The organism is Thermus thalpophilus (assembly GCF_022760915.1).
In the GTDB taxonomy this organism is placed as follows: domain Bacteria; phylum Deinococcota; class Deinococci; order Deinococcales; family Thermaceae; genus Thermus; species Thermus thalpophilus.
Window position 1 is genome coordinate 1 of sequence record NZ_JAKTNS010000161.1, and the last position, 241, is coordinate 241.

Genomic DNA, 241 nt, shown 5'->3' on the forward strand with positions numbered 1-241 from the left:
GTGGCCAGGAGGAATCGCCCCAGGCCCCGCCTCGCCCGCTCCAGCTTCTCCTGATCCACCTCCAGGCGGGCCCGCAGGCGGTAGACCACCGCCAAGGGTCGCTCCCCCTTGCGCGGCCGGCCCACCCGCTCCCATTGGCGTTCCTCCTGCACTCCCAGGTAGACCAGCCGGTGCAAAGGAAGCCGACCGCTGGCCTCGCTCAGGGCCCGCCGGGCGTCCGCCTCACAGGCGAAGGTCCGAG

1 pseudogene is annotated in these 241 nt (G+C 73.0%); it reads right to left on the minus strand.

The features are described 5' to 3' along the window. Positions 1-241, minus strand: a pseudogene (locus tag L0D17_RS13440) (IS1634 family transposase); the annotation flags it as partial.